At 59.8% G+C, this 25099-nt stretch carries 23 protein-coding genes; 17 read left to right on the top strand and 6 right to left on the bottom strand.

The window, feature by feature from the left end:
- The first annotated feature begins 1 nt into the window (after position 1).
- Complete coding sequence (locus tag MME58_RS16180; RefSeq protein ID WP_055006669.1) at positions 2 to 1351, top strand: TolC family outer membrane protein; 1350 nt, start codon at positions 2 to 4, stop codon at positions 1349 to 1351.
- A gap of 23 nt (positions 1352 to 1374) precedes the next feature.
- Here MME58_RS16180 and solA read toward each other — a convergent pair whose 3' ends face one another.
- The 3 genes from solA to MME58_RS16165 all read right to left on the bottom strand — a co-directional run bounded on the left by solA (position 1375) and on the right by MME58_RS16165 (position 5721).
- Positions 1375 to 2550: an N-methyl-L-tryptophan oxidase gene (solA, locus tag MME58_RS16175; protein WP_055006670.1), complete on the bottom strand. Its 1176-nt coding sequence runs from the start codon at positions 2548 to 2550 to the stop codon at positions 1375 to 1377.
- 433 nt (positions 2551 to 2983) lie between these two features.
- Positions 2984 to 4567, bottom strand: a complete 1584-nt coding sequence (locus MME58_RS16170) for an aldehyde dehydrogenase (NADP(+)) (RefSeq protein WP_054987567.1) — start codon at positions 4565 to 4567, stop codon at positions 2984 to 2986.
- Between the two features lie 263 nt (positions 4568 to 4830).
- On the bottom strand, positions 4831 to 5721 hold the full coding sequence (locus MME58_RS16165; RefSeq protein ID WP_055006674.1) for a LysR family transcriptional regulator: 891 nt from the start codon (positions 5719 to 5721) through the stop codon (positions 4831 to 4833).
- A gap of 103 nt (positions 5722 to 5824) precedes the next feature.
- Here MME58_RS16165 and MME58_RS16160 point away from each other — a divergent pair, with 103 nt between their 5' ends.
- From MME58_RS16160 to MME58_RS16150, 3 genes are all read left to right on the top strand, one after another.
- Positions 5825 to 6364: a GNAT family N-acetyltransferase gene (locus MME58_RS16160; RefSeq protein WP_054987568.1), complete on the top strand. Its 540-nt coding sequence runs from the start codon at positions 5825 to 5827 to the stop codon at positions 6362 to 6364.
- 1 nt (position 6365) lies between these two features.
- On the top strand, positions 6366 to 7526 hold the full coding sequence (locus MME58_RS16155; RefSeq protein WP_055006671.1) for an MFS transporter: 1161 nt from the start codon (positions 6366 to 6368) through the stop codon (positions 7524 to 7526).
- Positions 7527 to 7610: 84 nt separating this feature from the next.
- Positions 7611 to 8255: a TetR/AcrR family transcriptional regulator gene (locus tag MME58_RS16150; protein WP_055006672.1), complete on the top strand. Its 645-nt coding sequence runs from the start codon at positions 7611 to 7613 to the stop codon at positions 8253 to 8255.
- A 39-nt stretch (positions 8256 to 8294) separates the two neighbouring features.
- On the opposite strand, the gene MME58_RS16145 is transcribed toward MME58_RS16150, so the two are convergent.
- Positions 8295 to 11036, bottom strand: a complete 2742-nt coding sequence (locus tag MME58_RS16145; protein ID WP_055006673.1) for a beta-glucosidase — start codon at positions 11034 to 11036, stop codon at positions 8295 to 8297.
- 498 nt (positions 11037 to 11534) lie between these two features.
- Here MME58_RS16145 and MME58_RS16140 point away from each other — a divergent pair, with 498 nt between their 5' ends.
- From MME58_RS16140 to MME58_RS16080, 13 genes are all read left to right on the top strand, one after another.
- Entirely contained in the window at positions 11535 to 11762 is a 228-nt protein-coding gene (locus MME58_RS16140; RefSeq protein ID WP_054987581.1) for a hypothetical protein, read from the top strand.
- Between the two features lie 83 nt (positions 11763 to 11845).
- Positions 11846 to 13570 carry a type II secretion system ATPase GspE gene (gene gspE, locus MME58_RS16135; RefSeq protein ID WP_054987582.1) on the top strand — a complete coding sequence of 575 codons (1725 nt, stop codon included), beginning with the start codon at positions 11846 to 11848 and terminating at the stop codon, positions 13568 to 13570.
- Positions 13567 to 14769 carry a type II secretion system inner membrane protein GspF gene (gene gspF, locus MME58_RS16130; RefSeq protein ID WP_055006143.1) on the top strand — a complete coding sequence of 401 codons (1203 nt, stop codon included), beginning with the start codon at positions 13567 to 13569 and terminating at the stop codon, positions 14767 to 14769. Before gspE ends, gspF begins: the two co-directional genes overlap by 4 nt.
- A gap of 25 nt (positions 14770 to 14794) precedes the next feature.
- Entirely contained in the window at positions 14795 to 15226 is a 432-nt protein-coding gene (gene gspG / locus MME58_RS16125; protein WP_082427456.1) for a type II secretion system major pseudopilin GspG, read from the top strand.
- A gap of 8 nt (positions 15227 to 15234) precedes the next feature.
- On the top strand, positions 15235 to 15669 hold the full coding sequence (locus MME58_RS16120; RefSeq protein ID WP_082427453.1) for a prepilin-type N-terminal cleavage/methylation domain-containing protein: 435 nt from the start codon (positions 15235 to 15237) through the stop codon (positions 15667 to 15669).
- Entirely contained in the window at positions 15669 to 16040 is a 372-nt protein-coding gene (locus tag MME58_RS16115; RefSeq protein ID WP_054987574.1) for a type II secretion system protein, read from the top strand. The genes MME58_RS16120 and MME58_RS16115 overlap by 1 nt, the downstream gene beginning before the upstream one ends.
- On the top strand, positions 16037 to 16669 hold the full coding sequence (locus MME58_RS16110; protein ID WP_054987575.1) for a prepilin-type N-terminal cleavage/methylation domain-containing protein: 633 nt from the start codon (positions 16037 to 16039) through the stop codon (positions 16667 to 16669). The genes MME58_RS16115 and MME58_RS16110 overlap by 4 nt, the downstream gene beginning before the upstream one ends.
- The gene (locus tag MME58_RS16105; RefSeq protein ID WP_055006144.1) at positions 16666 to 17400 is read left to right on the top strand and encodes a type II secretion system protein GspK; all 735 of its coding nucleotides are present in this window, start codon (positions 16666 to 16668) and stop codon (positions 17398 to 17400) included. Before MME58_RS16110 ends, MME58_RS16105 begins: the two co-directional genes overlap by 4 nt.
- Complete coding sequence (locus MME58_RS16100; RefSeq protein WP_054987577.1) at positions 17397 to 18494, top strand: type II secretion system protein GspL; 1098 nt, start codon at positions 17397 to 17399, stop codon at positions 18492 to 18494. Before MME58_RS16105 ends, MME58_RS16100 begins: the two co-directional genes overlap by 4 nt.
- Positions 18469 to 19080 (top strand): type II secretion system protein GspM, encoded by a 612-nt coding sequence (gene gspM / locus MME58_RS16095; protein WP_055006145.1) that lies wholly within the window; start codon positions 18469 to 18471, stop codon positions 19078 to 19080. The genes MME58_RS16100 and gspM overlap by 26 nt, the downstream gene beginning before the upstream one ends.
- Complete coding sequence (locus tag MME58_RS16090; protein WP_055006146.1) at positions 19077 to 19607, top strand: type II secretion system protein N; 531 nt, start codon at positions 19077 to 19079, stop codon at positions 19605 to 19607. Before gspM ends, MME58_RS16090 begins: the two co-directional genes overlap by 4 nt.
- The gene (gene gspD, locus MME58_RS16085; protein WP_054985443.1) at positions 19607 to 21931 is read left to right on the top strand and encodes a type II secretion system secretin GspD; all 2325 of its coding nucleotides are present in this window, start codon (positions 19607 to 19609) and stop codon (positions 21929 to 21931) included. The genes MME58_RS16090 and gspD overlap by 1 nt, the downstream gene beginning before the upstream one ends.
- A gap of 75 nt (positions 21932 to 22006) precedes the next feature.
- On the top strand, positions 22007 to 22726 hold the full coding sequence (locus MME58_RS16080; protein WP_055006147.1) for an alpha/beta hydrolase: 720 nt from the start codon (positions 22007 to 22009) through the stop codon (positions 22724 to 22726).
- A gap of 50 nt (positions 22727 to 22776) precedes the next feature.
- Here MME58_RS16080 and MME58_RS16075 read toward each other — a convergent pair whose 3' ends face one another.
- A complete protein-coding gene (locus MME58_RS16075) occupies positions 22777 to 23523 on the bottom strand; it encodes a hypothetical protein (protein WP_054985445.1) in 747 nt (248 codons plus the stop codon).
- A 225-nt stretch (positions 23524 to 23748) separates the two neighbouring features.
- The gene (locus MME58_RS16070; RefSeq protein ID WP_055006148.1) at positions 23749 to 24945 is read right to left on the bottom strand and encodes an MFS transporter; all 1197 of its coding nucleotides are present in this window, start codon (positions 24943 to 24945) and stop codon (positions 23749 to 23751) included.
- Positions 24946 to 25099: the final 154 nt, after the last annotated feature.

The raw sequence follows: 25099 nt of genomic DNA, 5'->3' as shown, positions 1-25099 counted from the left end.
GATGTCTCGTCATCCCCTGAAAGCCGCGTTGCTGACGGTCATCCTGCTGGGCACTGCTTCATTGACTCATGCCATGGGCCCGTTTCAGGTCTATGAGCTGGCGCTTCGCAACGACCCAACTTACCTGGGCGCGCTCAAGGAGCGCGACGCGGGCCTGGAAAACCGGGTCATTGGTCGTGCAGGCTTGTTGCCGCGTGTTTCATACAGCTACAACAAAGGGCGCAACGACTCCAAGGCCACCCTCAAAGGCGGCCGTGAAGACACCACGGACCATCGCCACTACAACAGCTTTGGTTCAAGCCTGACGATTCAGCAGCCGCTGATCGATTACGAGGCTTACGCCAATTATCGCAAAGGCCTCGCTCAGGCGTTGTTTGCCGACGAGACCTTTCGCAGCAAGAGTCAGGAATTGCTGGTGCGGGTTCTGACTCTTTACACCCAGGCACTGTTCGCACAGGACCAGATCAATATCGCCCGCGCCAAACAGCAGGCGTTCGAACGTCAGTTTGCGCAGAACCGGCAGATGTTCCAGCAGGGCGAAGGTACGCGTACCGACATTCTTGAAGCAGAGTCGCGCAACGAGCTGGCGATTGCCGAGCAGATTGAAGCCAGCGATGAGCAGGACGCCGCCTTGCGTGAGCTGGCGGCGTTGCTGGGGGAACCGGGCATCGATATTGCGCAGTTGGAGCCGTTGAGGGAGAGCTTCCAGGCGCTGGTACTGGCACCTTCCAGTTTCACCGAATGGCATGCGCTGGCCATGGCTAATAGTCCGATCCTCGCGTCGCAGCGTCATGCACTGGAAGTGGCACGGTATGAAGTGGAGCGCAACCGCGCCGGGCATCTGCCGACAGTGAATGCCTACGCGAGCATTCGCCAGAACGAATCGGACAGCGGCAATACCTACAACCAGCGTTACGACACCAATACGGTGGGCATCGAGCTCAGTCTTCCCCTGTACGCCGGAGGCGGCACCAGCGCCTCGGTGCGCCAGGCCAACAGCAAGCGGGAGCAGGCGGAGTACGAGCTGGAGGGCAAGACCCGTGAGACCCTTATCGAGGTGCGTCGCCAGTTCAATGCCTGTGCTTCCGGGGTGAGCAAATTGCGTGCTTACCAGAAAGCACTGGTCTCGGCGCAGGCACTGGTCGAGTCGACGCGCCAGAGCATTCTGGGTGGCGAGCGTATCAATCTGGATGCCCTCAACGCCGAACAGCAGCTTTACAGCACTCGCCGCGATCTGGCGAAAGCCCGCTATGACTATTTGATGGCCTGGATAAAGCTGCATTACTACGCCGGTACGTTGCGCGACACCGACCTGGCGCGCATCGACGAAGCTTTCGTGCTGGCGCACTGACGGCGGCGATCAGGTCTGCGTAATCAGAAAGCAGCGTTGAAGCGTGCCAGTGAGAAGGCTGAAAGGTCTGCATCGCTCGTGCCGTGAATACAGCGTTGCGCCAGGGCCAGCCCGATCCCTGCCGAGTGCTTGAAGCCGTGGCCGGAGCACGCCGACACGACGGTCACGTTTTTCAACTGCGGGTGTTCATCAATGATGAAGTGGTAATCCGGCGTGACGGTGTAGGCGCAGACTGAAGACTTGACCACGTTCGGCGTAAGTCCGGCAATATTGCCTTGCACCTGGGTTCTGAACATGTCCTGGTCTTCCCTTGCAGTAATGACACGGTTCAGTGTGTCGGGCATCGACGCCTCGATATACTGCTCGGTCGCCACTTTCATGCTGTTTTCGCCGGGCAGGGGTGGGAAACCGTAGCTTACGTCGGCATCACCCGGTCCATGACTCATGATGAAGCTGGGCGAGCCCGGAGCAAACACTGCGCCTTGCTGCAGCTCGAACCAGAACAGCTTTTGCCGACAGACTCTCAACAGGTCACTGAATGGTGCACCCAGTAGCTCGGCCGACCACATACCAGCGCTGACCACTACCTTGTCGGCGACGATCGTGCCTTTGTCGCTGGTGATGCGTACCCGATCGCCGTCTGACTGTAATTGCACGACAGTCTCATGGCTCAGCAGCTTTGCGCCATGTTGCTTTGCAAGTCGCAGTTGCACTGCGATGCAGCGTTCAGGCCGAACAAAACCGCCTTCTGGCTCAAAGTAGCCAATGGCGGTGTCCAGAACCGGGGCGAATTGGGGAAAGCGCTCGCGAATGGCTTCAGCTACCAAGACTTCATGCTCCACACCATAGGCGCGGGCCAGCGCGATGGTTTTGTGGGTGAAATCTTCAACGTCCGCAGCGTCATGACTCGGGCTGGAGGTCATCACCAGTACACCGCACTGCTCGAACAGCGATTCGCCGCTCAGCGCCTCGAGTTCACGCCAGATGCGGTGCGAGCTGCGCACCAGCGGCAGGTATTGAGGGCCTTCTCCTACCGACAGACGAGTGATGCGCGTGTCGCCATGACTGGAGCCGAACGTGTGTGGCGGGTCGTGGCGGTCGATACCAATCACATCTACGCCTGATCTGGCCAGTTGATAGACAGTGGCAGCGCCCATCGCACCCAGGCCAAGCACGGCCACTTCACAACGTTGTTCCATTTGCGCCTTGCCTCGAAAAATCGGTTATTTGACGCTCGACAGCCGGTCGAATCAACAACCAATGCTGCATAAGGTTATGCCGGGCTGCGCTTGGGGCCACTACAGGTGCCATCAAGCGCGAAGGTGAGTGTATCCGTCAAAAATTTACGCTTGCACTGCTCCGGGTTTTTAAGGTCCGAAATTGATGAAAAGTTGTCCACGGAAATCGTGGGTATGTCTGTGGGTAACTTTTTGAAACCCTTGTTAAACGTGGCTTACAGCTGTGTGGTTATTTTATGAACAGCCCGGGTTTTGCACTTCTATGGTGCTGTCACCTGGACGTAAATCAGGTCCGCAGTAAGCGATTTCAGGCACAAAAGAGAAGATTTTTTTCAAAAAAAAGCGCGACCCTTAAGAGGTCGCGCTGCTTTGTTTCCGAGTCAGCCAGTTGTCGTCACACGAGAGGCTGATCGCTCCACTCCCCATTGACCAGACGACGCAGGCCCAGCGGGTTGGCATTCTGCAGGGCAGGCGGCAATTGGCTATCGGCAAGGTTCTGATAGCAGACAGGGCGCAGGAAACGATCAATGGCCAAGGTGCCCACCGACGTGCCGCGTGCATCCGAGGTTGCCGGGTATGGGCCGCCATGGACCATGGCTTCACAGACCTCGACGCCGGTCGGGTAGCCATTGAACAGAATACGGCCGACTTTCTCTTCCAGTATCGGTTGCAGCCAGCTGTACTGGCTCAGGTCTGCAGGTTCGCCGATCACGGTCGCGGTCAACTGACCACGCAAGGCTTGCAGCGCGTCTTTCAACTGAGCATCGTCAGCGACCTCAATAACCAGGGTGGTCGGACCGAAGACTTCTTCCTGCAATAACTGGTCGCCATTCAACAGCAGGCTGACGTCAGCCTTGAACAACTGCGCCTGAGCCTGCTTGCCTTCTTGCGGCTTGCCGGCCAGGTGCGTTATGCCTGAATGCGAGAGCAAATGCTCGACGCCTTTGCTGTAGCTGCGCAGACCACCGGCATTCAGCATGGTCTGTGGTGCCTGGCTGCCCATCTGTTCGGTCAGTTGCTCGACAAACGTCGAGAACGCCGGGGAGCGCAGGCCAATGACGACACCAGGATTGGTGCAGAACTGACCGGCACCCATCACCACCGAACCGGCGAGCTCTTTGGCCACGGTTTCGCTGCGTGCCTGGAGGGCACCGGGCAGTATCACCACCGGGTTGATGCTGGACATCTCGGCAAACACTGGAATGGGCTGCGCACGCTCGGCGGCCATTTTGCATAAGGCGTTGCCGCCGTTCAGTGAACCGGTGAAACCAACGGCCTGGATAGCCGGGTGCTTGACCAGACCTTCGCCAACGCCGTTGCCGAAAATCATGTTGAATACGCCTTTCGGCATCTGGGTACGTTCGGCGGCGCGGATGATGGCGCTGGCGACCAGATCGGCAGTTGCCATGTGGCCACTGTGCGCCTTGAACACCACCGGGCAACCGGCGGCCAGTGCCGCTGCGGTATCACCGCCGGCGGTAGAGAATGCCAACGGGAAGTTGCTCGCGCCGAACACGGCTACCGGGCCCACTCCGATGCGGTACTGGCGCAGGTCGACGCGTGGCAGCGGCTTGCGATCCGGCAGGGCCAGGTCGATGCGTGCACCGACGAAATCACCGCGACGCAGTACCTTGGAAAACAGACGCATCTGGCCGCTGGTGCGCCCTCGTTCACCTTGAATACGCGCTTGAGGCAAAGCGGTTTCCTGGCAGACGATGGCGACGAAATCATCACCCAGTTGATCCAGCTCATCGGCAATGGCGTCGAGGAAGTCAGCGCGGCGGGCCGGGCTCAGTTGACGGAATTCAGGAAAGGCGGCTTTGGCGGCCAGTGCGGCAGCGTCGATTTCGCCGTCGGTGGCCTGATGGAAGCTGTAAGGCAATTCTTCGCCCGTCGTGGCATCCAGACTTTTTTGCAGGCTTTGGCCCAGAGCGCTGCGGCCGCCAGCGATGAAGTTCTGGCCGAGAATGTTAGGCATCGGTATCTCCTGTTGTTGTGAGGTTGGAGGTCGGCATGGAGGGTATCCGGACCGGCGCTCCTTATGGGTTGCCGAGTTGCTTTACAGATTGTCAGTGATGTGGCGTGTAAAAGCAGGCCAGCAATCTTTTTTTCAATAACCAGTGGGCAGTCATCGTACAACTTGACTCGCTGCTGATGCAACTGTCGACCTGATTTGCCAGCCCGGGCAGCGCTGCTCTTTATAGTGCATGAGCGCCATCGAGCCTCCATCGTGGCGTGCCTTTATGACCCTTTGAGGTGGTGCAGCGCGTCCAGCACCTGACGCAACGCCTTGCTGACCGGTTTGTCCTGGCGCACCGCAATTCCCAGTGTGCGGCTCAGCCCCGGGTTCAGGGACAGCACTTGCAAGCCGCGGCGATGATGAGCAGCAGCAACCGCCATGCGCGGCACAATGCTATAGCCCAGGCCCGCAGCGACCATTTCCTTGATGGCCTCGATGCTGCCCAGCTCCATGACCGGTTTCATGCGGATTCCGGCCTGCAAGAACCATTCATTGATCAACAGGCGTGTACTGCTGCCGGCTTCGAACACTACCAGAGGCTGATCGCTGAGGTGCTCCGGCGTCATTTCACCAGGGATCGGCTGCTGGCTGCTGGCAAAGATCGCCACGAACTCATCCTCCAGCAGCGGCGTGATGTGCAGGCTGCGACCCGAGGCAGGCAGGGTAACCAGCGCGAGGTCCAGGCGGTTTTCCTCTACGGCCTTCAGAATGCCATCGGTGTTGCCGGTGCTGACTCGCACATCCAGCTGCACAAAGCGACGACGCAACGTCTGCAGCATGGGCGGCAGCAGATGAATGCAGGCGGTCGCGCCGGTGCCGATGGCAACCTGTCCGGCAACGCCACTGGCGTGACTGGACAAGGCCAGCAGGGCGTCCTCGATCACTGCATCGATGCGCACAATATGCTCCAGCAGCGCAGTGCCTGCCGAGGTGGGTTTGAGGCGCTTGCCCACACGCTCTATCAGCTTCAGGTTCAACTGATCCTCCAGCTGCCGAACCTGCAGGCTTACTGCAGGCTGCGTCAGATGCAGTCGCTCGGCCGCTGCGGAAAAGCTGCCATGTGCGATGACCAGTGAAAACGTGTGCAGGTGATTGAGGTTAAGACGGCGCATGGCAAAGTATTTCTTATGCTGGGAATGATAAATCATAGCTTTTTTAATGCTTTGGCGGGCGGCATGATTGCAGTCATCCAACGACATTCGTGCAGAGCCCGACATGACCCAGACCCTCATCCTGCGTGACGCTTGTGACCACGACATGCCTGCTGTACAGGCGATTTATGCCGATCATGTGCTGCATGGCATTTCCAGTTTCGAACTTGAGCCGCCGAGCCTCGCCGAGCTGCTGCAACGCCGTGCGCAAGTGCTTGGCAACGGCTTGCCGTATCTGGTGGCCGAACGTGCCGGGGAGGTGGTTGGCTATGGCTACGCGACACTCTATCGCCCGCGTCCTGCCTACCGCTTTACTGTGGAAGATTCGGTTTATATACGCGACGGTATGGGCGGGCAGGGCATCGGTCAGGCGTTGCTCGGCGAACTGCTGCAGCGTTGTGAGCAGGGCGGCTGGCGGCAGATGATCGCGGTGATTGGCAATAGCGAAAATATCGCGTCGCTGCGCCTGCACGAGCGCCTTGGTTTTCGCCGGGTCGGGGTATTCGAGTCGGTTGGTTTCAAGCACGGCCGCTGGGTGGACACCGTGCTGATGCAGCGCAGGCTGGGCGACGGCTCGGGCAGTGCCCCTTGCGACGGTGAATGACATGGACCGCGCTGTTGTATCCAGGTTGACGGTAGTCAGACTGGGTCTCGCGCAGTTGATCAGTTGGGGGGTGACCTTTTACCTGCCGGGTGCTTTCGGCAATGCGATCACCGAGGATCTTGGCTGGAGCAGTCAGCGGGTTTTTTCCGGGCTGTCGGTTGCTCTGTTGGTAATGGGCCTGGTTTCCATCGTCAGTGCGCGTCTGATTCAGCGTCTTGGTGCACGGCAGGTGCTACAGGCCGGTGCCGGGCTCAACGCGCTGGGTTGCTGCATGCTGGCTTTATGCGACACCCCGCAGTCCTGGTTTCAAGGCTGGGCAGTGTTGGGCGTCGGCATGCGCCTGTCGCTTTACGATGCGCTGTTTGCTGCATTGGCAGGGCTGTTCGGTGCTCGCTCGCGACCGCTGATGGTGCAGATCACCTTGTTGGGCGGGCTGGCCTCGGCGGTATTCTGGCCGCTGGGTCACGGCTTGTTGAGCGCTTTCGGCTGGCGCAGTGCAGTCGCTATCTACGGCTGCCTGGCATTGTTCAGCGGATTATTGGTCAGCACGCTGCCTGATGCCCGGTTGCCGGCCTTGACCCCCGAGCCTGTCAGGCCTGCGCCGGGCAGCAGCGCGCCCTTGATGCGTCAGCTTGGCTACGCGCTGGGCATGTCCCTGATCGCTTTCCTGTCAGCAGGACTTTCCGCCCATTTACCTGCCCTGCTGGCCAGTTTCGGCGTGCCAGTAATGTTGGCGGCGCTGTGGGGCGTCGGTCAGACCTGTGCACGTCTGGCGCAGACCTTGCTGGCGCAGTCGATGCCTGCGCTGCGACTGAACGTCTGGGTGGCTGGCGGAATGGCGTTGTGTTTTACCCTGGGGCTGTTCAGTCAGGGGCGTATCTTGCTGGCGTGCATATTCCTGTTCGGGTACGGCGCAGTGAACGGCCTGGCCACGTTACTGAGGGCGAGTCTGCCATTCGAGCTGTTTGAGCATGCGCACTATGCCCACTTGCAGGGTCGTCTGCTGGCACCCGCGTTTCTGTTGTCAGCCGCCGCTCCGTGGTTTTTTGCATGGGTGCGCGAGGGGCAGGGGGCCAGCGGCTTGATGTGGTTATCGCTGATGGTCAGCCTGGCGGTACTGGTGGTGGCCATTTTGCTGGATCGACAGGGTGGAACGAAATGAAATTGTCCAACAATCCGGCCTGTTGGCGTTGCCAGTCTTTGCGTGAATGGTTAGGGTACGCGGCTGTTCAAGAAGGAGCCTGATATGACTCGGCATGACCCCACGGAAACGGGCACTGCAGTTACCCGACAGAGACGCGCGCCAAAGGGCGAGAAACGTCGTGAAGAGCTGCTCGATGCGGCCTTGCAAGTGTTTTCCCTCGAGGGCTATACCGGCGCTTCGGTAGCCAAGGTAGCAGCTCTCGTCGGTATTTCCGTCGCCGGACTGCTGCACCATTTCCCCAGCAAGATTTCCCTGTTGATGGGCGTATTGGAACGTCGCGATGAGGTCAATGGCCGGATTGCGGCCGAAGTCCGCACCGACAACACCTTGACCGGTCTGCTTGGCGGTCTGCGTGCAATCAATCGTTCCAACGCCACGGCACCCGGTGTGGTGCGTGCCTTTTCGATTCTGAATGCCGAAAGTCTGATCGAAAGTCAGCCCGCATTCGAATGGTTCCAGACGCGTTACGAACGTATTCATGCGCACTTGCTTGGACAGTTTTCAGGCTTGGTAGAGAAGGGAGAGGTGCGTGCGGATGTGGATCTGGACAAGGTGGTCCAGCAGATTCTGGCCATGATGGATGGCTTGCAGATTCAGTGGTTACGCTTTCCCGAACAGCTGGATCTGGTCGAGTGTTTCGATGCCTACATTGCGCAGGTCGATGCTGCGGTAAGGGCTCGTCCCTGAGCCTTTATCGGTCCGTGTTTCAGTCAGTCAGCGCGATGCTTACTCGACGGTCTGCTTGAAGACACCGCCGGTCTTGACCGGTGGCTTCTCGACCAATACCGAGTTCAGCGCGGAGCGTGGCAGCGGGTTGCTGGTGGTGGTCGACAGTTCCTGACGGAACGAGTTGACCAGCTTGGCGTTCAGGCGGATGTCCTGCGACGACCCACCGAGCGACAGGTTAAAGGTGTCGGCATCGACCACCCACTGATTGGTTTTCACGTCGAAGTAGGCCAGCGAGCGGTCATTCAGCTCAATGGTCACGCGCTTGCTTTCGCCCGGCTTGAGGAACACCTTCTTGTAGCCCTTGAGCTCCTTGATCGGACGTTCGACTTTCGGGTTCTGCTGGCCCACATACAGCTGAGCGACTTCAGAACCGCCAACCTTGCCGGTGTTGGTCAGGTCGAAGGACACCTTGATCGGCGTATTGCCCACCGCAACGCCCGGCGTCACTTTGATGTTGCTGTAACCGAATGTGGTGTACGACAGGCCGTAACCGAACGGGTAGAGCGGCTTGATGCCTTTCTTCTCGTAACCGCGATAACCCAGCATCAGGTCATCCTTGTAATCCATGTCGGTCAGAGTGTTCTGATTGTCGAATTTCGGGAAGGAAGCGTAAGCCGGGTTATCTTCGATGTTGCGTTCGATACTGATCGGCAGCTTGCCCGACGGGTTGACCTTGCCGAACAGGATCTCGGCCAGGGCCTGACCACCGTTCTGACCAGGGTAGAAGGCGTGCAGCGCTACCGGAACCTGTTCGATCCAGTCGCTCATCTTCAGACCCGTACCGCCATACATGGTCACCACGGTGTTCGGGTTGACCTTGGCGATGTTCTGGATCAGCTCGTTCTGGAACTCAGGCAGATCGAAGCTGTGGTCGAAACCTTCACCTTCGTATTCGTTGCTGTTACCCACGGCAACCACAACGGCGTCATAGCCGGACAAGTCCTGAGGTGCGTTCAGCGAAGCCGAGCTCAGTTGCACACCTACCAGGCCGCCCATGGTCGACAGGTAACCGGCGCGACGCGAGTACTCGAGCTTCACATCGTAAGACTGGCCAGCTTCCAGATTGATCTTGGCGAACTCTGGAATGGTCGGCGGGATGCTGTTGCCCGGCAATGGCTTGCCGTCACCGTTGTCGATGATCTTCTTGCCGTTGACCCACAGGCGCACAGCACCGTCGGCACGAACCTTGAACACCTGCTCGCCGCTCTGGGTCGGGGTGACCTTGCCGGTGTAGCGAATCGAAGTCGACAATGTATCGCCATTCAGTTCGCCAGCGGTCGAACCTTTGCTGGTGTACGGATCGGACGTCGAAGTGTTGCTTTCGAACGGCAGGTTCTTGTCGTTGGCCCAGTCCAGGTCAACCTGCTTCTCGGTACGGGTGACCGCTGCATCACCAGACCAGTTGGTGTTGCTGAAGTATTCGACTTTCATGCCCTGGACTTCATTGCCAGTTGCATCGGTGGTGGTCCAGGCACTGGTGCTTGGGTCCAGCGACAGGCCTTCGATGAAGTCGACCTTGGCGTTAGGCGCGATTTGTTGCAGACCGCTCAATTCGCTGACGTAATGGCTGGCCATGACGTTGGCGCTGCCGAAACCGGTCGGTGGCGAGTACTTGGCCAGGGTGCCGACAACGGCGATTTTCTTGACCTTCTGCTTGTCCAGCGGCAACAGATCGCCCTGGTTTTTCAGCAGCACGATGCCTTCACGCGCAGCATTCAGTGCGACCTTGTTGCTGGTCGAGCTGTTCATGTTGTGCGTGGTCAGCGGCGTCTTGCTGTCGAACTTGTACAGGTAGATCTGCTTGAGGATGCGGCGGACCTTGTCGTCGATGGTCGCAGCGCTCAGGTCACCGGCGTCCAGATGAGGCTTCAGCACGGAGCTGTTCATCTGGTAGCCCATCATGTCCAGATCGGCCCCGGCGCGGGCGGCTTCGAAGCCGTGAACCACCGCGTTGTAGTCGCTCTGTACGAAGCCCTTGAAGCCCCATTCCTTTTTCAGGATCTGCGCGATCAGGTGCTCGCTTTCGCAAGCGAAATCACCGTTCACTTTCTGGAAGGCGCACATCATCATCGCAACGTTGCCGTTCTTCGAGGACGACTCGAATGCAGGTAGCGACATTTCACGCAGAACGCGCTCTGGCATCTTCTGGTCCAGGTTGAAGCGGTTGCTTTCCTGGTCGTTGGCCGCGTAGTGCTTGGCGTTGGCCCATACACCACGAGACTGGATACCGTTGATGACGCCCGGTGCCAGGCTGGCACCCAGGAACGGGTCTTCACCGGAGAGGTATTCGAACGCACGGCCGCCGTACGGCATGCGATACAGGTTGACGCCGGGGCCAGTGATGAACTGGTAGCCGCCGACGGCAGTGTCATAGCCCAGCGCACGGCCGAGGTCGATGGCACGACGCGGGTTGAAGGTCGCGGCCAGGTTAGGGCCGGACGGGTAGACAACACCCTGATCGTTGCCTTCACTGGTGTAGCGCACGCCCACGCCGCCGTCTGCACCGTGAATTTGTGGAACGCCGTAGTTGGTCAGCGGCTTGACATCCCAGCCGCCAGTGCCGCCGATGTAGGCCAGCTTTTCTTCCATGGTCATCTTGGTCAGGGTTTTCTGCGCGGCTTTTTCAGCGCGGTCTTCGCGGCCTTGTTGCACAGTAGGGTCAGCGGCGTGCACCTGGGAAACTGCCAATGCCAGCAAGGCCAGCGCCGAGTGCGCGCCTATCATCTTTCGCTTGTTCATATTGCTCTCCAACTACGTTTCAATTAACGGGTTGCCTGCGCACGTGCGCAGGACTAACTCATCTTTATTTGCCATTCATGGCGTGCTGTTTTTTACAGGCAATGGTTGCCCGTGATCGCGTTTTTCTCCCTCTAATCAGGGCGCGATTTATGACTATTTAAGTTCTGTATTTGTTTTTTTATTTATTATGTTCTTTACTTGACGAGCGCTATCATTTGGCTACCACATGATGGCACTTTGAGTCTCAAAACCGTTACAATTAACCCTAAAACAAGGCATAAATGTCAAATAAAAGCGTATTTTTCTTTCATTTCGTATTTTTTCTTTACAATTGAGGAACTCTTGTTAAACCTACTGGTCGATTGGTTTAAGATTTTTCAGGACGAAGAAAGTCAGCTCGCAAGTTGCGATGCGTGCTGTACGCTACTTCTTGCCCGGTCTTTATCCGATTTCTGCCTGTTGCAGAAATCACCTCTTTTTTCTGTGGAGTTAACTACGATGAAATTCTCTGTAATCAGTGCTGTTGTTGTTCTGGGTCTGGCCCTTAGTGGTGCAGTAGTTGCCGCCGAAGCGACCGATGACGATGCAACATCCGGTGCAAGCGATTCGACGGTCATGACCCAGACCCAGGACGCCAAGGCAGCGCAGAAGGCGCAAAACCAGAAGGCCGAGACGACAAAAGGCGGTCGTCCACAGAACGCAACCCCTCAAAAGCAGTCAAACTGATCGTTTGAAGCCTTTGAACACAGTGCTCTCCAAACGGAGAGTGCTGTAACATGTCCCTCCGAAGTAGCAAAATGCCCTCATTCATGTCGCCAGTCCCCGTTGATGTTTCCCGCCTCCTGATTCCGGATGCCGCGCAGGTTTGCGCCTGGCTGACGGAACACGCTGGTCTGAAAATGGCCGATCTGGAGCGGGCGCAGCGTTTGCAGCAGGAGTCCGAAGGCACCGAGTTACTCGGGCTGCTGACTCGTCTGGGGCTGGTTTCCGAATTTGAACTGGCCCGTGCATGGGCTGCATTGTTACAGGCACCGCTGTTGCTCGCTGACGCGGTGCCGCCGCTGCTGGATCCGTTGCCACCGTTGACCGAGCGCTTCATGCGCCACTATCAAGTCGTGCCGGTAGGCTGGAGCGACCAAGGGCTGCAAGTGCTCAGCGCCAACCCAGGCACGCTGTATCCGTTCCAGGCCATCGCATACGCCTGCGAAGTGCCGGTGCGGCTGTCCATCGGGCCGCGCAATGAAGTCGAGACCCTCATCGAGCGATATTACGGGCAGGGCCGCTCGGCGATGGGCACCCTGATCGAGAATCTGGACGAAGAGGGTGGCTCGCTGGAAGATATCGAGCACCTAAAGGACCTGGCCTCTGAAGCGCCGGTTATTCGCCTGGTCAACCTGATCCTGCAGCGCGCGGTCGAACAGCGTGCATCGGACATTCATATCGAGCCGTTCGAAAGTCAGTTGAAGGTGCGTTATCGCATCGACGGCGTGTTGCATGAGGCTGAAGCGCCACCGTCCAGTTCTTCGGCCGCGGTCATTTCGCGCGTGAAGATCATGGCGCGGCTGGATATCGCCGAGCGTCGCCTGCCGCAGGATGGCCGGATCATGCTGCGTATTCAGGGCAAGGAACTGGATTTGCGGGTGTCTACGGTGCCGACCAGTTTCGGCGAATCGGTGGTCATGCGTCTGCTGGACCGGCAGACCATCAATTTCGACTTCCCCAGCCTGGGTTTCGACGGCGAGCGGCTCGATGAATTTCTTGATGTGCTGGAGCGTCCGCACGGCATTCTGCTGGTCACCGGGCCGACCGGCTCCGGCAAGACCACCACTCTTTATACCGCGCTGTCACGGCTCAATACCGCCGAGCGCAAGATCATTACCGTCGAAGACCCGGTCGAGTATCAGCTTGAAGGCATCAACCAGATTCAGGTCAAGCCCGCGATCGGCCTGGACTTCGCCGGGGCGCTGCGCTCTATCGTGCGTCAGGACCCGGATGTCATCATGATCGGCGAGATGCGCGACCTGGAAACCTGCCGCATCGCCATTCAGTCCTCGTTGACCGGTCACCTGGTGCTCTCGACGCTGCACACCAACAGTGCGGCGGCAAGTATTACCCGTCTGCTGGACATGGGCGTCGAAAGCTACCTTATCGCTTCGACTGTCAACGGCATCCTGGCCCAGCGCCTGGTTCGCCGTCTTGATCCGGCGACGCGGGAAGCCTTCGACGCGCCGCCGGAGTTGATTGCCGAGCACGGGCTGGAGCGGTTCACTGACGAGCGCCCGATTCGTCTGTATCGCCCGCGTGCCGACGCACCCGGTGGCGGGTATCGCGGGCGCAGTGCAATTACCGAACTGTTGGTGATGAACGAAGAATTGCGCAGCCTGTTGATGCGCCACGCCGATGCTTCGACGCTGGAAGAGGCGGCCCGGCGCGGCGGGTTGCGCACGCTGCATGAAGAAGGGCTGCGTCAGGCCGTGGCCGGGGTGACCTCGCTGGAAGAAGTGTTGCGTGTGACCCGAGGCGAAGGCACATGAGCCTGTTCAAGTACCGCGCGCTGGACGCTCAGGGCGCCGCGCAGAACGGCACGCTGGAGGCTCGGGATCAGGAGGCTGCTATCGCTGCGCTGCAGAAACGTGGCCTGATGGTTCTGCAGGTCGATGCTGCCGGTCTGGGCGGTTTGCGCCGTGCGTTGGGTAGCGGTTTGCTCAATGGCGCAGCCCTGGTCAGTTTCACTCAGCAGCTCGCGACCTTGCTCGGTGCCGGGCAACCGTTGGAACGATCTCTTGGAATTCTGCTCAAACAGCCTGGACAACCACAGACCAGGGCATTGATCGAACGCATTCGCGAACAGGTCAAGGCTGGCAAGCCGCTGTCCGTTGCGCTTGAGGAAGAGGGCAGTCAGTTTTCGCCGCTTTATATAAGCATGGTCCGCGCCGGTGAAGCGGGTGGCGCGCTGGAAAGCACCCTGCGCCAATTGAGCGATTATCTGGAACGCAGTCAGCTGCTGCGCGGCGAGGTGATCAACGCATTGATCTACCCGGCCTTTCTGGTGGTTGGCGTACTGGGCTCGCTTGCCCTGTTGCTGGCTTATGTGGTGCCGCAATTCGTACCGATCTTCAAGGATCTCGGCGTGCCGATCCCGTTGATCACCGAGGTCATTCTCAACCTGGGGCAATTTTTGAGTGACTACGGCCTGGCCGTTCTGGCTGGCGTGATTGCGTTGATCTGGGGGATGACCATTCGCATGCGCGATCCGCAGCGCCGTGAGCGGCGTGACCGACGGTTGCTCGGCATCCGGGTGATCGGTCCTTTATTGCAGCGCATCGAGGCCGCGCGTCTGACCCGCACCCTCGGCACGCTTCTGATCAATGGAGTGGCCTTGTTGCAGGCCCTGGTGATCGCCCGCCAGGTGTGCACCAACCGTGCCTTGCAGGCGCAGGTGGAGCAGGCGGTCGAGTCGGTCAAGGGCGGTGGCACGCTGGCTAGCGCGTTCGGTGCGCAGCCGCTGCTGCCGGATCTGGCGCTGCAAATGATTGAGGTCGGCGAACAGGCTGGCGAACTGGACACCATGCTGATGAAAGTCGCCGATGTGTTCGACGTCGAAGCCAAGCGCGGTATCGATCGCATGCTGGCGGCGCTGGTCCCGGCGCTGACCGTGGTGATGGCAGGCATGGTCGCGGTGATCATGCTGGCCATCATGCTGCCGCTGATGAGCCTGACCAGTAATATCTGAATTCATGAACGAGGAAACCTTTCCGATGACTTTTAGCCGTACACGCTTCACACCCGCACGCCGACAGGGCGGTTTCACTTTGCTGGAAATGCTCGCGGTCATCGTATTGCTGGGTATTGTTGCGACCATCGTCGTGCGCCAGGTGGGCGGTAACGTCGACAAGGGCAAATATGGTGCAGGCAAGGCGCAACTGGCCAGCCTGGGCATGAAGATCGAAAGCTACGCACTGGATGTTGGATCGCCGCCCAAGACCTTGCAGCAATTGACCGAAAAACCGGGCAACGCCTCGAACTGGAATGGGCCTTACGCCAAGCCTTCGGACCTTAAAGACCCGTTCGGCCATGCATTCGGTTACCGCTTCCCCGGTCAGCACGGCAGCTTCGACCTGATCTTCTATGGTCAGGACGGCCAGCCGGGCGGCGAAGGGTACAGCGCTGACCTGGGCAACTGGGAGTAACGGTCGGCATGAGAACGCCTGTTGCAAGCCGGGGTTTTACCCTCATGGAAATGCTGGTAGTGCTGGTGTTGATGAGCATTGCTGTCGGTCTGGTGGGTTTCGGTCTGCAACAGGGTTTGAGTACCGCCAGCGAGCGACGCGCGGTCGGCGACATGGTCGAGGCGCTACGGGCAACCAGGGTGCGCGCCATTGTCACTGGCCAGCCCGCGCGCACTGAGTTCAATCTGCGCAAGGCGACGTTCAAGGCGCCTGGCAAGCGCGAAATGCACTGGCCTGAAAACCTGCGGGTGACCATGCAGACCGCCTCGGATCTTGGCTCCTCCGTGGAGTTTTACCCGGACGGCGGCTCTAGTGGCGGCAACGTTATGGTCGCTGACGGGGATCGAAGATGGCGTATTGATATTGGCTGGCTGACCGGCAGCGTCCAGGTTCGGTCGCTTTAATGAAAACATCGCAGTCGGGGTTCACCCTGCTGGAGATGCTTGCTGCATTGACCGTCATGGCAGTGTGCAGCGGTGTTCTGCTGGTAGCGTTCGGGCAGAGTGCCCGCTCCCTGCAGCAGGTGTCGCGCAGTGACCGGCTTAGCCATGCGGCACGCACGATTATGGATCAGGAAAGTGCCGGCCCGCTGGAAAATGGTACGCGTCAGGGAACACTCGCAGGTATCGCCTGGACCTTGGATATTCGTCAACTGTCGGGCAGCAATGGTGAGGCAAGGATGTTTCGCCTCGATCTGGTGCTGACTGAGCATCAGCGCAAGGCGCAGTTCAGTACGCTCAAGTTGCGCGGTGCTGTTAGTGGAGCCGGGTCATGAAACCCGCCCAGCGTGGTTTCACGCTGCTTGAAGTGCTGTTGGTCATCAGCCTGCTGGGCGTGCTGCTGGTGCTGGTTGGCGGGGCGTTGCTGGGGGCCAACCGCGCCGTGCTCAAGGCCGAGCGCTACACCGTGAACCTGGACGAAATCCGCGCCGCGCAGGCGTTTCTGCGTAGCTCGATCGGTCAGGCGCTGCCGCTGGATACTTCTGCTGAAGACGATGTGAACAGCGGTTTCTTTGAAGGCTCGGCTCAGCAGTTGCGCTTTGTCGCCACGCTGCCGGGCGAACTGGGCGGTGGCATACAGGTGCACAGCCTGGAGCTTCGAGGGCCGCAGGGCCATCGGTCGCTGCAAGTGTCTTTTGCTCAGGTTCAGTCTGGCGCAAATGGCGTTGCCCTGAAGCCGTGGGGTGAGCCCCAGGTGTTGTTGCAAAACGTTGAGTCACTGACGTTCAGTTATCGCGGGTTGACCCCCAAGGGCAAACCGACGGGCTGGATGGCTGAATGGCCTTGGCCGAATCGTTTGCCCGGTGCGGTACGGATTGATCTGGCCACCAGCGGGGCAGTGAAGTGGGTGCCCGAGGTAGTGGCTTTGCGTCTGGACCTGTCCGGTGGGGCGGGTGGCGAATGAATGAGGCCGGTCGACAACAGCGGGGTGTGGCGCTGCTGGTGGTGCTATGGGTGCTGGCGTTGCTGAGCCTGTTGCTCGGTGGGCTGGCCGGGTGGGTGCAGCTGGAAAGCCGACAGGCACTCTGGCTGCGGCAGAATACTCAGGCACTGATGGTGGCTGAAGCTGGCATGAATATGGCTGTGCAGGGCTTGCTCGATCCTGCACAGCGCAAACGCTGGATTGCCGACGGGCGTCTGGTCTCGTTACGTATGGACGATACGCAACTGCTCGTCAGCATCAGGAGCGAGCGAGGCAAGCTGGACCTCAATAGTGCGCCGGTTGCCGATATATCGCGTCTGTTGCAGGCCTGTGGCGCGGCCAGGAATCAGGCCAGCGGTATCGCTCAGGTGCTGGAGGCGCAGCGCAATGGTGGTCAGTCACCGTTGCGTGTGGTCGAGGAAGTACGTCAGTTGCCGGGTATGAGTCAGGCGCTGTATGCGCGGCTTTTACCGGAAATAACATTATGGAGCGGCCTGGACCGGCCCGACCCTGCGTTTGCTTCGCCATTGCTGCGCCGAGCCTTGAACCTGCCGAACCAGAGTGCGGTCGGGGCCGATCCGGGCGAAGTGCTGGCTATCGACAGCCGCGCAGAACAACCGGGCGGCGTGGCTGCCCTGTTACAAACCACTGTTTTATTGAGCCCATCGGAGGGAGGCGCACAACCCTACAGGGTGTTGCGTTGGCAAGAATGAATTCATCAGTTTCTGCACGTCTGGCGCCTGTCTACGCGTTACGCGAACAGGTCGCCCGGCAGTGGCGTGGCAGTGCGGCGCAACAGGGTTGGCAATGGTGGGTCGCGGAGCTTCGCGCCTGCCTGCCGCTGCGTGTGCGTCGCTGGCTGGGCCGCGAGACCTTGGAGCAGGCGCACGTCTGGCCGCTGGTCGAGCCGCTGCCCGATGCATCGCCTCAGGCACGACGTGTGTTGTTGCTGCCAGTGTCGGCGGTGCTGGTGCAGCCCCTGCAACTGCCCGCTGCCGCGGCGCGCAATCTGTCGACTGTCGTCGGTTACGAGCTGGACCGCTTCACCCCGTTCGACGCTGGCCAGTTGTATTTTGTGGCCCGTCAGGACAGTCGCAGCGCCAGCTTTGTGCAGGTCACACTGGTGGCGATATTGCGTGAGCGGCTGGACGTAATACTCAGTGAGTGCGCCGAGCGCGGTTTGCGTCCCGATGCGGTGGATGTCGTCACTGACATGGGTAATGCCGGGATGGGTACTGGCGGGCAGCGCATGGGCATTGACCTGTTGCCCATGCCACTGCGTCCGCAACAATCACGCTCCGCTCATCGTCTGCAGCGCTGGCTGATCTGGCTGTGCGCCGGCCTCCTGCTCAGTGCGATGCTGCTGTGGCTGAATGACCGCCAGAGCCTGCTCGATGACATGCAGGCCAGTGTCCAGGCGCAGAAGGCCCAGGTGGGTGAGATTCAACAGCTGCGTCAGCAATTGACCAACACGCTGGGTGCAGCCAATTACCTGATACGCCGCAAGGCTGCGCAACCGCCGCTGTCGGCACTGCTCAGCGAATTGACCGCCTGCCTGCCTTCTGACACCTGGATCGAGCATCTGGAAATCAGCGACAGCGCCGAGGTCGCGTTTTCCGGGCAAAGCGCCAAGGCCAGCGCACTGATCGGCCGGGTCAAGGATTGTCACAGTCTGGACAACGCGCAATTTCAAGGCGTGATTCAGCCCGACACCAAGACCGGCAAGGATCAGTATTCTCTGCGTGCGCATTTGCACCAGAATCAGCATCAGGAGAACGCCGATGCGCCGTCCACTGACCAGCCGTGAGCGGCGGGGCGCTGCCCTGATGATTCTTGCGCTGGTGCTCTGCGTGGCTTACTGGCTGTTGATCGACAGTTGGTTCGCCGGCCCCTTGCGTGACATCAATGAGCAGACCGACCAGTTGCGCGAGCAACAGCAGCGTTACGCCGGCCTGTTGCAGCAGGGCGATTCTTTGCGCGAGCAACTGGAACAGGCCCGCCGCGATCCGGCCAGCAGCACCAGTTTGCTGCCCGGCGAAGATCCAAGCGCCGTTGCTGCCGATCTGATGCAGCGTATTGCCGACCTGATCAGCAGCCATGCCAGCACGGGGGGCGGCTGCGAGCTGACCCAGCGCATGCCGATCACGCCGGCGCAGGACAGCGCCGAGCCGTATCGGCAGGTCAAGGTCAGCCTGACCCTGAACTGCGCCATCGAACCGCTGACGGCCATCCTGCATGCGCTGGAGTACCAGCGCCCGTTTCTGTTCATTGACGAGATGAGTATGCGTCGCGACGCTAATGCTCCGGCGAGCGGTGCTGCCGGCAAACTGGTGGTGCATCTGCTGGTGCGCGGCTATCTGCAACCGGCCAGCGCCGGGGAGGGTGAGCAATGACGGGTTCATTACGTCCGCTGGAGTGGTTGCTGCTGGCTTTGGCCGCGCTGCTGGCCGGGCTGATCGCTCTGATTTTCAGCGGCGCTGCGCACTCGCCCGACTGGCTGCCGGAGCAGGCGCCGCGCAACCCGATCGATCAGAAAGCGCAGACCCACAATGCTCCTTCGGCGACCCTGGAAAGTCTGGCCAATACCTGGAAAACGCCGCTGTTCAGTCCTGACCGCAGCCCGGACATGGCTGTTCGCAAAGCCGATGCACCGGCCACCAGCCTGGCCGGCCTGACCTTGACCGGGGTGATCATGGACGGCTCGCTACGTGTCGCACTGATTAAACAAGCCAGCGGTCCGGCGCTGAAAATCCGTCAGGGCGATCGATTGCCCAATGGCTGGATGCTGGACCGCCTGGAGCCTACCCAGGCCACCTTTCAACTCGATGGCCGTACGCAAATGCTGCGCCTGCCCGCGCTGCGTCTGCCGCCGCCGTCGAGTACACCGCCGATTACCTTAACCAACGATTCCACCCTGTGATGGGTACCTTTTCTGGAGTTCCTGCCATCGCTACCTTGCGCACACCCTTGCTTTGCCTGGCTACCGCCGTCGCCCTCGGCGGCTGCGCGTCAAAGCCCGACACTCTCGATCCCGACAATGGCATGCTGCAGGAAGCGCTCCAGGGAACCGGTTCACAACGCCCGCCGGTTGACCCGCGCAGCGAACGACCGCCAGTCGAGCCCCCTTCACAGCAACCGGCGGCCTCGCCGCAGCGGCAGATCATCAAGGGCAACCAGCGTTTCATCCGCCAGCCCGCAGCTGCTCCGGCAGCGCGTCCGGGCGAGACCGGCGATATCGTATTCAACTTCACCAACCAGCCGATTCAGGCGGTGATCAACAGCATCATGGGCGACCTGCTGCACGAGAATTACAGCATTGCCCAAGGCGTGAAAGGCGATGTCAGCTTCTCGACCTCCAAGCCGGTCAACAAGCAGCAAGCGTTGTCGATTCTCGAAACGCTGCTGTCCTGGACCGACAACGCCATGATCAAGCAGGGCAACCGTTACGTGATCCTGCCGTCGAATCAGGCGGTCGCCGGCAAGCTGGTCCCGGAAATGCCGGTGGCGCAGCCTTCGGCGGGCATGTCCGCGCGGCTGTTTCCGTTGCGCTACATTTCGGCAACCGAAATGCAGAAGCTGCTCAAACCGTTCGCCCGTGAAAATGCCTTCCTGCTGGTTGATCCGGCGCGTAACGTGCTCAGCCTGGCAGGCACGCCGGAAGAGCTGGCCAATTATCAGGACACCATTGACACCTTCGATGTGGACTGGCTCAAGGGCATGTCGGTCGGTGTATTCGGCCTGCAACGTGCCTCGGTCGGCGAGCTGATGCCCGAGTTGCAGAAGATGTTCGGCCCCGAAAGTGGCATGCCGCTCGCGGGCATGGTGCGTTTCCTGCCGATCGAACGGACCAATTCGGTGGTGGCGATTTCGTCGCAGCCTGAATACCTGCGCGAAGTCGGCGAGTGGATTCATACCATTGATGAGGGCGGCGGCAACGAGCCGCAGATGTACGTGTACGACGTGCGCAACATGAAAGCCACCGATCTGGCCAAATACCTGCGGCAGATCTACGGGTCGGGTGCCATCAAGGAAGACTCGGCAGCCAAAGTTGCGCCGGGGCTGCGCACCACCACCTTGTCATCGCTCAACTCCAATGGCGGCAGCGGTGTCGGCGGCATGAGCAGTTCCAACGGCCTGGGCAGCAGCGGCGGTGGCATGAGCAATGGCGGCGGCTTTGGCAACAGCCAAGGCATGAACAACAATCAGAACAGCGGTGACAGCGAGTCAGAGGGCGACGATCAGAGCGGCGCTGAATCGGATTCGGCCAGCCAGGAGGGTGGTGGCGCGAACGGCGGCAGCAAGTCTCTGGACGCCAGCACCCGCATCACTGCGCAGAAGAGTAGCAACCAGTTGCTGGTGCGTACCCGTCCGGCGCAGTGGAAGGAGATCGAGTCGGCGATCAAACGCCTCGACAACCCGCCACTGCAGGTACAAATCGAGACACGCATTCTGGAAGTCTCGCTGACCGGCGAGCTGGACATGGGCGTGCAGTGGTATCTGGGACGCCTGGCGGGTAACTCGGGTACCACCGGCAACGTCACCAATACCGCAGGCAGCCAGGGTGCGATCGGTACCGGCGGCGCTGCTTTGGCTTCTACCGATGCGTTCTTCTATTCCTTCGTCAGCAACAATTTGCAGGTCGCCTTGCGTGCGCTGGAAACCAATGGCCGCACTCAGGTCCTTTCGGCACCCTCGCTGGTGGTGATGAATAACCAGCAGGCGCAGATTCAGGTCGGCGATAACATTCCGATCAGCCAGACCACGGTCAACACCAACGTCTCGAATACCACGCTGAGCAGCGTCGAATATGTGCAGACCGGTGTGATTCTCGACGTAGTGCCGCGCATCAATCCAGGCGGCCTGGTGTACATGGACATCCAGCAGCAGGTCAGTAGTGCCGATACCAATTCCACTACCAACGATGCCAACGGTAACCCGCGTATTTCCACCCGCTCGGTCGCCACGCAAGTGGCCGCGCAGAGTGGCCAGACAGTGCTGCTGGGCGGCTTGATCAAGCAGGATAACGCCGAGACGGTCAACGCTGTGCCGTATCTGGGACGCATCCCGGGCTTGAGGTGGCTGTTCGGCAGTACCAGCAAGTCCAAGGGCCGTACCGAGCTGATCGTGCTGATCACGCCACGAGTCATCACCAGCAGCAGCCAGGCACGTCAGGTGACGGATGACTACCGTCAGCAGATGCAGTTGATCAAGCCGGAAGTTTCGCGGACCAGCATGCAGAACTGAGGCTGTGTCAGTTTCTGCTTCCACGCCCACTCACGGCGCTGCCTGCGGGCAGCGTCAAACAGAGGTCATGAACCGATGCTGAAAATTTTCGCTGCCTTGCTGTTTGCCTTTACCGCAATGGCGCAGGCGCAGGACACCCTGCACACCGACCTGCCGCTGGATTACCTGGCACAAGCCGATGTCGACACCCCGAACCGGCCGTTGGTGATCTTCATTCATGGCTACGGCAGTAACGCCGCTGACTTGTTCGGACTCAGGGAACACCTTCCGGCCGATTACAACTACCTGTCGGTGCAGGCTCCAATGGAATTGCGCGCGGACAGTTACAAGTGGTTCACCCAGAAGCCGGGCGTGCCTGACTACGATGGCGTGACCGAAGACCTCAAGAGCAGCGGCAAGCAATTGAGCGCGTTCATCACCCAGGCCACCGGCAAGTTCCGCACGCAGCCGGGCAAGGTGTTTCTGGTCGGGTTCAGCCAGGGCGCGATGATGAGCTACGAAGTCGCCCTGCGTCAGCCGAAGCTGGTGGGGGGAATTGCGGCGTTGAGCGGGCGGTTGTTGCCGGTGGTGCAGTCCGAGGTCAAAGCCTCTGATGACCTCAAACGCCTGAAAGTCTTCATCGGTCACGGGATGCAGGATCGCCAGGTAGCCTACGCCAGCGGCCCGCAAGCCGAAGCCACGCTGAAGTCGCTCGGCCTGACACCGCAATTTCATGCCTATGAAGGGCTGGGCCACAGCATCAATGAAGCCGAGGTCATTGACCTTGCGAACTGGCTGCAACAGTCAGTCCGGTAGCGAATACGTGCGTCGTCATACCCAAGAAGACGACGCACCTTCTTTGCTACTTAATTGACCTTGACCTCGTTGAACTTGAGCACGTTGTCCTTGTTCTCGCGATCACGGAAGCTCAGCTTCAAAGCGGGTGATTGCTTGACCCGGCCCTTGGCTGCTTCAAAGATCAGCGTCACGCGGGTAGGGACGTTACGGATCAACTGGAAGCTGTCCCAGCGATCGTATTTCGCATCGCCGACACGCAGTTGCGAAAGGCCCAGCGCGCCGCCGGTTTCTTCGAACAGGCTGATCGGGTTCAGGAAGCGGAAGTCGCGGTCTGCACTCTTGTTGGTCAGCTCCAGCATGCAGGTAGGCGACTGCCCATTCTGGTCACAACCCAGCAACTCCATACTCACGTTGTCGACGGTCTCGGAGCGTTTGCCGAACAGGTTGGCGCTTTCATTCTCGGTGAACAGCGTTTGACCGCGGGCGAAATCGACCGAAGGTTTAGCGTATTCGCCGCCCAGTTTGAAGAACACCGCGCAGAGAAACAGTGCCAGTGCCAGCCAGACGCCGAGCTTGAGCGGCGATGGAAGCTTTCTGGCCATGATTGCGATGTACAGCCCGCTTATCACCATACCGGTGCTGACGATAATGACCAGTGTCTTCCAGTTGATGAAGTCAATACTGAGGCCGAGAACGGCCGGGTCCGGGAAAAGGTAGGTGAAGATGCTCCAGATAACCCCGATCATGCCGCTGATGCCGAGTGATATCCTGGCGAAAATCGCGGAAATTTTGCTTGTTCGTGGTGCTGCGTCCATTGCTGTTTTGCCTTGTTCGGGTTGCGCAAGTGCGTGCCGATGCGCTTGAAAAGCAGTGTCGGCGGATTGGGGGCCTTGGAATGAGGCGTCTGTAAAATCCGTGTTCAATCGCGCAGATCCAGAGGTGCCGGATACGCGAGCCTTGAGGTGCGAGAGAGCTGGAAGGGCGATGGGCCATGCCATCGCCGCGGCATTATCCTGCAAATCAGTTACAAAGTGCAGGGTTTAGGCATTCTGCCTGGATCGATCCCTGAGCAGCGCCAGCAAGGCAGTCAGTGGCAGCGCCGTACCTGCGATCAGCACCCAGGTCCAGCCACCATGATCAAACAAAGGGCTGGCGACTGCCGAGCCAATCGCGCCGCCGATGAAAATGCTGGTCATGTACAGCGCGTTGAGCCGGCTACGGCTTGAGGCATCCAATGCATAGACGGTGCGCTGGCCCAACACCATGCTGGTCTGCACGCAGAAATCCAGCACCACGCCCGTTACCGCCAGGCCTGTCACGCTGTAGACAGGGTGAACAAGACCCGGAAGAAAGCTCAATGCCCCGAACAGAAGTGCGCCCAAAGACGCGATGCGAGTGTGGCCGGCATCTGCCAGACGGCCGCTGATGGGGGCCGCAATTGCACCAATTGCGCCGATCAGGGCAAAGATCGCGATCTGGCTTTGCGACAGGCCGTGATTGCGTGACAGTTCCAGGGGGACGGCGGTCCAGAACAGGCTGAAGGTCGCGAACATGCACGCTTGATAGAAGGCACGCTGGCGCAGCACCGGCTGGGTACGCAACAGTGTCCAGAGCGAGAGCAGCAACTGGCCGTAGGATGCGCGATGATCCGGAACACGTCTGGGCATGGTGGTTGCCAGCACCACACTGATGCCGATCATCACCACAGCCGCCGAGCCGAACACGGCCCGCCAGCCGAAATGGTCAGCCACCAGACTGGCAATCGGTCGCGCCAGCAGAATCCCCAGCAGCAATCCACCCATGATGCCGCCCACCACCCGGCCACGGGATTCTTCCGGAGCCAGGTGCGCGGCCAGCGGGATCAGCATCTGCACCGACACTGAACTGAAACCCACCAGCAGCGACACCAGCAGAAACAGATTCGGCTGTTCGGCAAACGCGGCACCCAACAGGCTGAGAACGGCCACAGCAGTCGTTACCAGCATCAATCTGCGGTTTTCCAGCAGATCGCCCAGTGGCACTAGAAAGAACAGCCCCAGCGCATAACCGATCTGCGTCAACGAAACGATCAGGCTGGCCGCCGTGCTCGACAGCCCGATGTCCGGTGCAATCAGCTCGATGATCGGCTGCGCGTAGTAAATGTTGGCCACAATTGCGCCGCAGCAGAAGGCGAACAGCGTGACCATGGCCGGGGTCATGGCCACAGCGTTATGCGTGGATCGGGACGGGTGGGGCATGAAGAGTCTCGCTTGAACGTATGCCTGACAAACGCGAAGCGCATGTGGCAGGCGGGTTTTTACTGATGGCAAGCAGGCTAACGGTTTTGCCACGGATTAAGTAGGTGCCGCGAGTTGATACAGGATATTTCCGGAAATAATGATGAGCAGCGTC

It is taken from the genome of Pseudomonas syringae pv. tagetis, assembly GCF_022557255.1.
Lineage (GTDB): Bacteria > Pseudomonadota > Gammaproteobacteria > Pseudomonadales > Pseudomonadaceae > Aquipseudomonas > Aquipseudomonas caricapapayae.
Note: the sequence above shows the minus strand (reverse complement) of the source record. Positions and strands in the feature narration are given on the sequence as shown.

Coding starts and splice junctions, on each gene's coding strand:
- MME58_RS16180 (WP_055006669.1), top strand. CDS start 2: ATGTCTCGTCATCCCCTGAAAGCCGCGTTGCTGACGGTCATCCTGCTG.
- solA (WP_055006670.1), bottom strand. CDS start 2,550: ATGGAACAACGTTGTGAAGTGGCCGTGCTTGGCCTGGGTGCGATGGGC.
- MME58_RS16170 (WP_054987567.1), bottom strand. CDS start 4,567: ATGCCTAACATTCTCGGCCAGAACTTCATCGCTGGCGGCCGCAGCGCT.
- MME58_RS16165 (WP_055006674.1), bottom strand. CDS start 5,721: ATGCGCCGTCTTAACCTCAATCACCTGCACACGTTTTCACTGGTCATC.
- MME58_RS16160 (WP_054987568.1), top strand. CDS start 5,825: ATGACCCAGACCCTCATCCTGCGTGACGCTTGTGACCACGACATGCCT.
- MME58_RS16155 (WP_055006671.1), top strand. CDS start 6,366: ATGGACCGCGCTGTTGTATCCAGGTTGACGGTAGTCAGACTGGGTCTC.
- MME58_RS16150 (WP_055006672.1), top strand. CDS start 7,611: ATGACTCGGCATGACCCCACGGAAACGGGCACTGCAGTTACCCGACAG.
- MME58_RS16145 (WP_055006673.1), bottom strand. CDS start 11,036: ATGAACAAGCGAAAGATGATAGGCGCGCACTCGGCGCTGGCCTTGCTG.
- MME58_RS16140 (WP_054987581.1), top strand. CDS start 11,535: ATGAAATTCTCTGTAATCAGTGCTGTTGTTGTTCTGGGTCTGGCCCTT.
- gspE (WP_054987582.1), top strand. CDS start 11,846: ATGTCGCCAGTCCCCGTTGATGTTTCCCGCCTCCTGATTCCGGATGCC.
- gspF (WP_055006143.1), top strand. CDS start 13,567: ATGAGCCTGTTCAAGTACCGCGCGCTGGACGCTCAGGGCGCCGCGCAG.
- gspG (WP_082427456.1), top strand. CDS start 14,795: ATGACTTTTAGCCGTACACGCTTCACACCCGCACGCCGACAGGGCGGT.
- MME58_RS16120 (WP_082427453.1), top strand. CDS start 15,235: ATGAGAACGCCTGTTGCAAGCCGGGGTTTTACCCTCATGGAAATGCTG.
- MME58_RS16115 (WP_054987574.1), top strand. CDS start 15,669: ATGAAAACATCGCAGTCGGGGTTCACCCTGCTGGAGATGCTTGCTGCA.
- MME58_RS16110 (WP_054987575.1), top strand. CDS start 16,037: ATGAAACCCGCCCAGCGTGGTTTCACGCTGCTTGAAGTGCTGTTGGTC.
- MME58_RS16105 (WP_055006144.1), top strand. CDS start 16,666: ATGAATGAGGCCGGTCGACAACAGCGGGGTGTGGCGCTGCTGGTGGTG.
- MME58_RS16100 (WP_054987577.1), top strand. CDS start 17,397: ATGAATTCATCAGTTTCTGCACGTCTGGCGCCTGTCTACGCGTTACGC.
- gspM (WP_055006145.1), top strand. CDS start 18,469: ATGCGCCGTCCACTGACCAGCCGTGAGCGGCGGGGCGCTGCCCTGATG.
- MME58_RS16090 (WP_055006146.1), top strand. CDS start 19,077: ATGACGGGTTCATTACGTCCGCTGGAGTGGTTGCTGCTGGCTTTGGCC.
- gspD (WP_054985443.1), top strand. CDS start 19,607: ATGGGTACCTTTTCTGGAGTTCCTGCCATCGCTACCTTGCGCACACCC.
- MME58_RS16080 (WP_055006147.1), top strand. CDS start 22,007: ATGCTGAAAATTTTCGCTGCCTTGCTGTTTGCCTTTACCGCAATGGCG.
- MME58_RS16075 (WP_054985445.1), bottom strand. CDS start 23,523: ATGGACGCAGCACCACGAACAAGCAAAATTTCCGCGATTTTCGCCAGG.
- MME58_RS16070 (WP_055006148.1), bottom strand. CDS start 24,945: ATGCCCCACCCGTCCCGATCCACGCATAACGCTGTGGCCATGACCCCG.